Origin of the sequence: Victivallis sp., from assembly GCF_048170485.1 — a bacterium.
Lineage (GTDB): Bacteria > Verrucomicrobiota > Lentisphaeria > Victivallales > Victivallaceae > Victivallis.
Genome location: NZ_DBEXAY010000225.1, coordinates 1 through 9,424, shown reverse-complemented (window position 1 = coordinate 9,424; position 9,424 = coordinate 1). Strand labels below are relative to the sequence as shown.

Here is a 9,424-nt window from a genome sequence, read left to right as displayed (position 1 = left end):
TGTTGTTCTCTCTGTTAGTCAGTTCCACTCTTTTCGCGTTGGAGCTGCCTTCCTGGCTCACAATCAAACGTGACGGAACTCTGCAGATCGAATCTCTGAATGCTAAAATTCTGCATTTCGGTGCGGGATTCGTTCAGACCGGACAACGTGACATTTCTGATATCACTCAGAGAGAGAATAACGGAACCGTCACCATAAGCGGGAAATTCGGAGGGGGAAAGATCCACGAAACCGTCACTCCTATTGCAGATAATCAGGTCGAATATCAGGCGAAGCTCACTTGTCCGAACCCCTGGGTGACACTCGGAATCATGTTGCAGTTCAATCTGCCAGCCAAGTCCAGGAGTCTTCTACTAGACGGGGAAACCCGCTCTCTCCCTGCTGAATTTGACGGTAAAAAACAGTTTCCTCTTACTGCACGGGTAAAAAAAGTCTTGATTCCCCTTGATTCCGGCTCCGTCCTTCAGCTGACAGGAGATCTTACTCTCAAAGTGCAGGATAATCGGAAGTTTGACGATCCGACGTTTTCAATTCGGCTTTATTTCAACCCAGCTCAGGGAACACTGAACGTTTCATCATTGAAATTTCGATTTTCGTTAATTCAGCCGATAAGCCATCCGATCGATCTATCGGAGGTGGTTAATCTCGGTTTTGCCGACGAGGTCGCAGGTGACGGAAAAGGCGGCTGGACAGATCAGGGAAAGGAAAATGATCTTAGAATGCTCAAACCCGGACGCCTGCCAGCAGGAGGAAGCGCATTTGAAATTCTGGATCCGGCAAAAAACGGCGGACGGTCAGCGTTGGTACTGGGACGTACATTTGACAAAGAGCGTTCCGTTGAGGTAGAAACGACTGGTTCCCACCTCTATCTGCTGCATGCCGCCGGATGGCCGACAGCAGGGACGCTGGGTGAAATTGAAGTTTTTTACCGTAACGGTTCAAAAGAATCCATCGAGATTCGTCATGGGCGTGACATCGGCAACTGGTGGATGCCGGTTCACCTCGACAACGCGGTAATGATATGGAATGCGGAAAACCGCTCAAGCTATGTCGGATTATATGCCTCACAGTTCAAACTTCGCCGAAACGATCCGATAAAACTGACCTTTCGGATGAGGAAATCCTCTTCGTTGTGGATGGTGGTTGCCGCGACACTTGGAGAGGCTCCGCTGCTTCTTGCCGCAGAGACACTTCCTACTTATATCATGGCAGGAAAGGAGTGGATTCCCCTTGATGCGCCACACGATATAGTTCCGGGAACCCCGCTGGATTTTTCCGGAATGCTTGATGCGCCGGCTGGCAAATACGGTCGGGTTGTTGTTGCCCCCGACGGGCACTTCTCCTTTGCAAATGCACCGGACAGGCGGATCAAATTTGTCGGAGTCAACCTCTGTTTCTCTGCTAACTTTCTTTCAAAAGAGTCTGCGGATGCACTGGCGGAACGGCTGGCGCGCATGGGGTATAATGCCGTTCGCCTGCATCATCAGGACAATCAGCTGGTGAAAAAGAATTCTCCTGATAGCACCGAGCTTGATCTGGAACAGCTCGACAAACTTGAATATTTGTTTGCCGCGCTGAAAAAAAGAGGGCTTTACATCACCACCGATGTTTACGTAAGCCGAAAGTTGAAGCCTGCGGAGAAGATTCCGGAAAAAGTTCCCGGCAACTCTTTTTTTCAGATGAAGGCGTTATTGCCGATTTCAAAAGCCGCCAGGCGCAACTGGGAGCGTTTTGCCCGTAACTGGTTCACTCACCGAAACCCTTACACCGGGATGACCTGGGCGGAAGATCCTGCATTCTATCTAGTCAGTTTTACGAATGAAAACAATCTCTATACGGTTTGGGACAAAGCGCCGGAAATTGCGAAACTGTATCAGGAAAAATTTCCCGGGTGGATGGCAAAACAACATCCCGATGAGCCAATTGAATCCGCCGATATTTCCAACCGCCGCTTTCAGGAATTTCTCTATGACTGTCAGCACCGCAGCATCCTTGAACAGGCAAGATTTCTTCGCGAGGAACTCGGGATGAAGACACTATGCACCGATGTGAATATGCACAACAAGGTACCTCTTGCGCTGCTTCGGGATGATCTTGATGCGGTGGATGATCACAAGTACCATGACCATCCCGCCTTCCCGGAAAACGATTGGGGGCTGCCGATGCTGTTCCGTCAGCGTTCCGCAATTGGTTCGTACGGGGATGAAGTTCCGCTGCAGCTTTTGGCTCCGAGACTTTTCGGCAAGCCTTTCAGTATCACAGAATACAAGTTTTGTCCACCCAACCGTTATCGTGCCGAAGGCGGCCCCTTGATCGGGGGATACGCCGCACTGCAGGACTGGGACGCCCTCTATCATTTTGCCTGGAGTCATTCCTCCCGCAACGTGGATAAGTTAGTGGATTTCAGCATTTTTGATATCGCCCACGAACCATTGGGGCAACTCTCCGACCGTTTGACAATGTTTCTTTTTCGGCGCGGAGACATAAGTCCGGCCCAGGCAGCATATGCCTATCCGGTACCGAAAAATCTCTGGGACACAGATCAGCCGCTGCTGTACCCACGTTCCTTCGAACAGCTTGGACTTATCACTCGAATCGGAACGGTTGTCGGCAACCGGGCAACAGCAGGAGTGAAGCAATTATCTCTGAAACAGGCAGCGGCAGAAGCCCCATTGCCAGATCCAGCCGTAGAGAAGTTACGGCATACCCTCCTCACCAGAGGAATCGCAACAAGCTCCACAGGAGAACTTCAATTGAATGTATCCGCAAAGACATTGACTCTAGTTTCTCCGCGTTCGGAATCGGTAACACTGCCGGCAGGCAAACTTTCTGCCGGACGCTTGACAGTTACAGGAGCGACAGTTCCGCAGACCGTCTCCGTAAGCAGCCTGGACGGTGTTCCTCTCGGCAGAAGTTCCAGCATCCTGATTTTCCACATGACGAATGTACTCAGCCAGAGGATGAAGTTCGGCGATTCCGGATTACACCTGCTGGAAAACCGGGGAACATTCCCCCTGCTGCTGCGGCGAGACCCGGTGGAAATCACCTTGAAACTTGAGGGGGATGCCCCTGTTACGCTGACCGCGTTGAAACTTGACGGCACGTCAGCAGGAACAGTTGCTGTAACTCGGAAAAAAGGCGGATTTTTCCACTTTACGGCCGATCCGGGAGCGTTCTCCGGCGGTACGATGGTATACCATCTGACACGTTAAACCCCTTGCTGCATTCAATCAGAGGTTGGAAAAATATCTATAATTCCGGAAAGCAACAGGTGACAAGACCATTCTCTCTGGAAAAGCCGCATGGGGAACAGTTCCCCGTGCGGCAGAATTCGTCAATTCCGCATGACGCGTCAGGGGGGGCTGTGCCGGGCAGCTCGTCGGACAGCAGCAGCCCGACGCGACAAACATCAGCACACCGGCAAACTGCGAAAAGCCGCGCGGAGTCCTTCCTGCCGCGCGGCTTCCTGCCATCCCGCGGCATCGCGCCGTCAAGCTTCACCATCGCGTGAAAAATGGAAAAGTCAAGCCGACAACGCCGGTTGCAACTTGAATTTTCCACAATCAGGAGTAATTTATCTGGAATGATTTTTCACATACTGCGAAACATAGAAAGATACTGGAAAATTCCCCATGAAAGAAGCTGACATCCGCCGTAAATACATCGAGTTTTTCAAGTCGAAGGGCCATCAGGAAATTCAGAGCGCGCCGGTGATTCCGGAAAACGATCCGACCTGCCTCTTCACCACCGCCGGAATGCATCCGCTCGTCCCCTATCTGCAGGGCGCAAAACATCCCGCCGGGAAACGGCTGACCGACTTCCAGAAGTGCATCCGCACCGGCGACATCGACGAGGTCGGCGACGCCGTCCACCTCACCTTCTTCGAAATGCTCGGCAACTGGTCGCTCGGCGACTACTTCAAGGAGGAGGCGATCCGTTTCAGCTTTGAATTCCTGACCGGCAAAGAGAACCTCAACATCCCGGTCGAGCGGCTCGCGGTGAGCGTCTTCGCCGGCGACGACGACGCCCCCTTCGACGAAACCGCCTGGAAACTCTGGAACTCCCTCGGCATCCCGGCCGAACGGATCGCCAAACTCGGGAAAAAGGACAACTGGTGGGGTCCCGCCGGCATCACCGGCCCCTGCGGCCCGGATACCGAGATGTTCTACTGGACCGGCGAGCTGCCGCCGCCGGAAAAGTTCGATCCGGCCGACAAGCGCTGGGTTGAAATCTGGAACGACGTCTTCATGGAGTACAACAAAACCGCCGACGGCAAGTTCGAGCCGCTCGCCCAGCGCAACGTCGACACCGGCATGGGCCTCGAACGGGTCACCGCCATTCTGCAGGGCAAGACCAGCTGCTACGAGACGGAGATTTTCGCGCCGATTTTCGCGAAGCTCGACGAAATCCGCGGAACCGAGCCGGTCTCCGGCCCCCGCACACCTTCGGAGCGCATCATCGCCGACCACCTCCGCGCCGCGACCTTCATCCTCGCCGACGGCATCACCCCGGGCAAGGTGGACCAGCCCTACGTGCTGCGCCGCCTGATCCGCCGCGCCATCCGCGAAGGACGCAAGCTCGGCATCACCGAAAACTTCACCGCGAAGATCGCCGAGGCGGTCATCGAGGAGTTCGGCGACATCTATCCGGAACTGCGCCGCCAGAAGGCGGTCATCTGCGAAGAGCTCAACCGCGAGGAGAAGCAGTTCGCCGTCACGCTGGAGAAGGGAACCCACGAGTTCCAGAAGCTGATCGACCGCGTGCCGGCGCACATCACCAAAAAGGTGATCTCCGGCAAGAACGCCTTCAACCTCTACGAAACCTACGGCTTCCCGATCGAACTTACCGTCGAAATGGCGAAGGAGAAGGGATTCGAGGTCGACCGCGCCGGTTACGACGCCGCCTTCGCGAAGCATCAGGAGCTCTCAAGAGCCGGCGCCGAGCAGAAGTTCAAAGGCGGACTCGCCGACAGTTCGGTTGAAACCGCCCGGCTCCACACTGCGACCCACCTGCTGCAGGCGGCGTTGCGCAAAGTGCTCGGCCCCCATGTCGAACAGCGCGGCTCCAACATCACCGCCGAACGGCTCCGCTTCGACTTCTCTCACGAGCAGAAGATGACTCCGGAACAGCTCGCCGAGGTGGAGAAGCTGGTCAACGAGGCGATCGACCGCGATCTGCCGGTCGTCTGCGAAGAGATGACCATCGAAGAGGCGAAAAACAGCGGAGCGATGGGTCTGTTTGAAAACAAATACGACGCCCGGGTCAAAGTCTACACGATGGGCGACGTCAGCAAGGAGATCTGCGGCGGACCGCACGCATCGCATACCGGCGAACTGGGGCACTTCAAAATCCTCAAGGAGGAGAGTTCCAGCCGCGGCGTGCGCCGGATCAAAGCGGTCCTTCAGAGCAAGTAATTCAGGAACCGGAAAGGAGCTCGCCCGATGAAAGAATCCGATCTTCTCATCTCCCATCACGATGGAGTTTTTTCGGTCAAGGTCGCAGGCCGCGCCAACTTCGAATATGCGGTTCCGCTGCGCGAACTGGCGAAGTCGTCCAATGAATTCCGATGCTTCCGGATCGACCTCGGCGATTGTGTCGCGATGGACAGCACCTTCATGGGGGTGCTCTCCATGATCGGCCTGAAATCCCGCCGCTGCAATGCGACGGTGGAGCTGCTCAACGCGAACGATACCCTGAAAAAACTGCTCCGCGATCTCGGTGTGAGCAAGCTCTTCACCTTTACCGAAGGGAGCGACCCCGACGCGCCGCAGTGGTCCGCCAGCGACGGCAATGCCACCCGCAACGACATGCTGACCACCGCCGAAACCGTCACCGAAGCGCATCAGACGCTGGTCGAGGCGGATTCCAGCAATGCGGCCCGTTTCGACCAGGTGATCGAATTCGCCCGCCAGGACGTCGAGCGGCTGAAAAACCGGGAGAAGGAAGATTGATTCTTCGTCGAAACAACAGCGACAAATGCAGAAGATTGCCCTTTGCCCTCCTGCTGGCGGCGGCCACAGGCTTTCTGCTGCTGCACGCCGGCTGCTCCACCCCGACGATCACCAATACCAGCCGCAACATCGTTGAGCAGCTGCTGATCTCCTCCGCCGTCGAGCGGTGCATGTATCAGATCGATTTCAGCATGTACCGGGATGCCAAGGTGTTCGCCGACTACTCCAACCTCGCGCCGCAGGTGGATAAGAATTATGTGCAGGGCTGTTTCGAACTGTACCTTGCCAAGGCGGGCGCCATCGTCGTCAAGGAGGAGAAGGAGGCCGCCTACACGATGCAACTGATTTCCGGCACGCTGGCGACCTCGTCGAGCCAGGTGCTGATCGGCACGCCGGAGCTGCCGATTCCGCTGCCGAACACCGACCTCAGCTTCGCCATTCCGGAAATCGCCATCTTCAAACGGGTGACCCGACGCGGATACGGGAAATTCAGCTTGACGGTGCTGGATACCCCCAGCCGGAAACCGGTGCGCACGATCGACGGAGTAAGCAATATGTCGGAGTTCATCAACTGGACCATCCTGCTGATTCCCTTCTCCTCGCGCAACATGGAGATGGATCAGAGCGAGTTCGAGGATACGCAGTACTACCTCTTCGAATGAAAAATGCCCGGCCTTCAAGGTCGGGCATTTTTTTACCGTCAGAAGTTCGTGATGTCGTCGCAGATCTTCTCGTTGTCGGAATAGTAGTCACTCCTGTCCGAAGCCGGACTAGTTGCGTTGTTTTTACCGAACTTCCCGTCCGCACCGGGAGCGATCAAATCGAATCCCCCCTTGTTGATCTGGCCGGGATACCGGTAATAAATTTTCCCACCCCAGCTGTCTTCCAGATCGAAAGACATTTCAGTCGTAGTCTCCGATGATGCATTCAGAGTTTTTATCATATTCTTCTTCAAAGACTCCTCATCGACAACCCGAAGAAACTCCTTCTCATAATCCGACGACATCGCATCGGTACCAAACTGAATTGCCGAAACAAGCGAAGTATCCCTTTTCAAAGTGAGCGAAATGGCGGTGAACGAAGTGCTCGCCGGGTAGTATCCGAATTTGGTGCGGCAGCTCTCCAACCCCGCTTCGATGCGCTTGAGCAGCGCTTTGGTGTTGGATTCGCGCGAGGCGTTCATCGCGTAGCTGTAGGCGCCGAAGCCGATGGCAGCGAGCAGGCTGACCAGCGCCACCACGGCGAGGACCTCCACGAGAGTAAAACGGAAACGGAACGTTTTCATGACAAACCTTCTTTTTGCTGTTTGCTTTCAGGGGCACCATGGAATATAATATGCTGAATGCTGTTTTTCAAAAGAGATCGGGGGAAAATATGCGGATTGAAGAGAAATTTGTACTGATTACCGGCGGTGCCCGGCGGGTGGGGGCGGAACTTGCCCGCGCCTTCGCCGCGGCGGGAGCGCGGCTCCTGCTGCACTGCCGGAACTCCCGCGCCGAAGCCGAAGCGCTGGTAAACACGCTCCCCGGCGGTGCGGCGCGCCACCGGGTGCTGCAGGCGGACCTCGCGCGCCCGGGCGAAGCGCTCCGCCTCTTCTCCGAAGCGGGGCGGGTGGATATTCTCATCAACAACGCCTCGATGTACCGCCTCGCTTCGCTTGCCGACGCGCCGGAAGCGCTCGACCGCGAACACTTCGAGGTGAACTTCTGGAGTCCGCTCGCGCTCATGAAGGCGTTTGCCACACAGCACGATCTACCTGAAGGGGTGGTGGTCAACCTGCTCGATCAGGAGATTTCCGGAATTTCGCCGCGCGGCGGCGGCTACTCGCTCTCCCGCCGGGCGCTGGCGGAGGCGACGCTGGAACTCGCCCGCGAACTCGGCCCCCGGAATCTCCGTTTCAACGCCGTCGCCCCCGGTCCGGTCCTGCCGCCGGTCGGGCTGGAGCATTCGAAGATGGAGAAGACACTCCCCACCCTGCCGCTCCGGCGCAAGGTGGAGCTTAGCGACCTCGCTGAAGCGGTCCTCTTCCTCTGCCGCAACGATTCGATCACCGGCGAGATCCTCCGGGTGGACTGCGGCCAGCATCTCGGCTGACGGCATCACACGGCTCCCCCGGTCAAGCACCACTCCGACACAACTGCGCCCCCGGGAAGAAGAGGGGTGAGAAACCAGATCAAAATATAACGGGCGCTCCCGGAATTTCCCGGAAACGCCCGTATTGATTCCCTTTCGCCGCGCTCAGCGGGTCTTGAGGTCGGAATTGAGGCTGATCGCCTTGTTGAAGTTGTTATAAAGGCTGATCGACGCGGCGACCTCGATTGCGGCGGTGATCTCCTCGTCGGTGACGCCGGCGGCGAGCGCCGCGGAGCGGTGGGCGTCCAGACAGTAGGCACAGCCGTTGACCGCACTGACTGCGATGATGATGAGTTCCCGGGTCTTCGCATCAAGCCCCTGCCCGGCGATGTCGGCGATGTGCATCGCCGCCTGGAGGAAGTCGCCGTTCCGCCCCATCGCCTGAAACACTTCCGGGATGAAGCCGAACTTCTTCTCAATCGCCTCCTGTGTCCGAACCGCCTTTTCGTCGCCGGTTTTATTGTAAAGTTTCACACCAGCCATGATGGTATCCTCCTCAAAACAAGTTCTGTCATTTCGTATCCGGGTCAAGCCACGCTTGCGCGGCAATCTTGTCAGCCTTATCGTCAGCGGGATAGTATCTTCCCTCCGTTCCCTCTTTGTTCAGCGATTCGCAGTGACCGTCAAGAAAGAAGAGGTTGACGAAATCACCATGAATTTTCACCGGATTGCCGATTGTTGTTTCGGTGGAAGCTTCATCGAATCTCATCAGCGGGCTGGCGAGAAGATCCGTACCACCTTTGCCGCCAGCACCGCAACAGCCCCCGAGCGCCAGCACGTTAGGAGCAATTAAAGTAGCAGTAGAATCATCTTCATCTTCAGTAGAACCATCTTTATAGGTCAAAAGCGTGGTTCCACGGAAATCAAAACCTTTCGTTTCTGTAGAGGAGGTGGTAAAGGCCGCACCATAAATTTGCGAAAGCTGATCAGCAATATCTTTATTTGCAGTATATTCAAAGGAGGGACAGCGCATCACCGCCACATCCTGAATATAGTTTTTATCTTTCAGGTAAGCCCCCCACTGCATCTTTTCCGCCTTGGTCACATTCAACTTCACCGTGGTATTATACGACATGAAATGCTGGTCATTGTCGTTCATCGACTGTTTGATGAACTGACTCACCTGCCGCTGATTGCTGAGGCATTCGGCGGTACGGGCGGAGATCCGCGCCCGGTTCAGCGCCGGCATCAGGAGTCCGGCGAGGACGGCGATGATGCCGATCACCACGAGGAGTTCGACGAGAGTGAAACGCTGCTGTCTCATAAAAGAAGCCCTTTCTCGAAAAAAGCTTTGATTTTTCAGGATAGTCCTATATTCATAACCTAACCGCTGCGTCATT

General features: G+C 55.8%; 8 protein-coding genes. 5 read left to right on the top strand and 3 right to left on the bottom strand.

Going from position 1 to position 9,424, the window contains the following annotated elements:
• From ACMLHG_RS11715 to ACMLHG_RS11700, 4 genes are all read left to right on the top strand, one after another.
• Nucleotides 1-3,212: hypothetical protein (locus ACMLHG_RS11715; protein ID WP_417170619.1), on the top strand; the 3,212-nt coding region annotated here is incomplete at its 5' end.
• Between the two features lie 420 nt (nt 3,213-3,632).
• Nucleotides 3,633-5,414: an alanine--tRNA ligase gene (locus ACMLHG_RS11710; protein ID WP_417170618.1), complete on the top strand. Its 1,782-nt coding sequence runs from the start codon at nt 3,633-3,635 to the stop codon at nt 5,412-5,414.
• 27 nt (nt 5,415-5,441) lie between these two features.
• Nucleotides 5,442-5,951 carry an STAS domain-containing protein gene (locus ACMLHG_RS11705; protein WP_417170617.1) on the top strand — a complete coding sequence of 170 codons (510 nt, stop codon included), beginning with the start codon at nt 5,442-5,444 and terminating at the stop codon, nt 5,949-5,951.
• Entirely contained in the window at nt 5,948-6,613 is a 666-nt protein-coding gene (locus tag ACMLHG_RS11700; RefSeq protein ID WP_417170616.1) for a DUF6655 family protein, read from the top strand. The genes ACMLHG_RS11705 and ACMLHG_RS11700 overlap by 4 nt, the downstream gene beginning before the upstream one ends.
• A gap of 38 nt (nt 6,614-6,651) precedes the next feature.
• Here ACMLHG_RS11700 and ACMLHG_RS11695 read toward each other — a convergent pair whose 3' ends face one another.
• Nucleotides 6,652-7,236: a prepilin-type N-terminal cleavage/methylation domain-containing protein gene (locus ACMLHG_RS11695; RefSeq protein WP_417170615.1), complete on the bottom strand. Its 585-nt coding sequence runs from the start codon at nt 7,234-7,236 to the stop codon at nt 6,652-6,654.
• 89 nt (nt 7,237-7,325) lie between these two features.
• On the opposite strand from ACMLHG_RS11695, the gene ACMLHG_RS11690 reads away from it, so the two are divergent.
• Nucleotides 7,326-8,045, top strand: a complete 720-nt coding sequence (locus ACMLHG_RS11690) for an SDR family oxidoreductase (RefSeq protein ID WP_417170614.1) — start codon at nt 7,326-7,328, stop codon at nt 8,043-8,045.
• A gap of 144 nt (nt 8,046-8,189) precedes the next feature.
• On the opposite strand, the gene ACMLHG_RS11685 is transcribed toward ACMLHG_RS11690, so the two are convergent.
• Together ACMLHG_RS11685 and ACMLHG_RS11680 are read right to left on the bottom strand one after the other, a co-directional pair.
• Nucleotides 8,190-8,567: a carboxymuconolactone decarboxylase family protein gene (locus ACMLHG_RS11685; RefSeq protein WP_417170613.1), complete on the bottom strand. Its 378-nt coding sequence runs from the start codon at nt 8,565-8,567 to the stop codon at nt 8,190-8,192.
• Nucleotides 8,568-8,595: 28 nt separating this feature from the next.
• Nucleotides 8,596-9,424 (bottom strand): type II secretion system protein (locus ACMLHG_RS11680; RefSeq protein WP_417170612.1); only part of this gene is annotated, 829 nt, incomplete at its 5' end.

Coding starts and splice junctions, on each gene's coding strand:
- ACMLHG_RS11710 (WP_417170618.1), top strand. CDS start 3,633: ATGAAAGAAGCTGACATCCGCCGTAAATACATCGAGTTTTTCAAGTCG.
- ACMLHG_RS11705 (WP_417170617.1), top strand. CDS start 5,442: ATGAAAGAATCCGATCTTCTCATCTCCCATCACGATGGAGTTTTTTCG.
- ACMLHG_RS11695 (WP_417170615.1), bottom strand. CDS start 7,236: ATGAAAACGTTCCGTTTCCGTTTTACTCTCGTGGAGGTCCTCGCCGTG.
- ACMLHG_RS11690 (WP_417170614.1), top strand. CDS start 7,326: ATGCGGATTGAAGAGAAATTTGTACTGATTACCGGCGGTGCCCGGCGG.
- ACMLHG_RS11685 (WP_417170613.1), bottom strand. CDS start 8,567: ATGGCTGGTGTGAAACTTTACAATAAAACCGGCGACGAAAAGGCGGTT.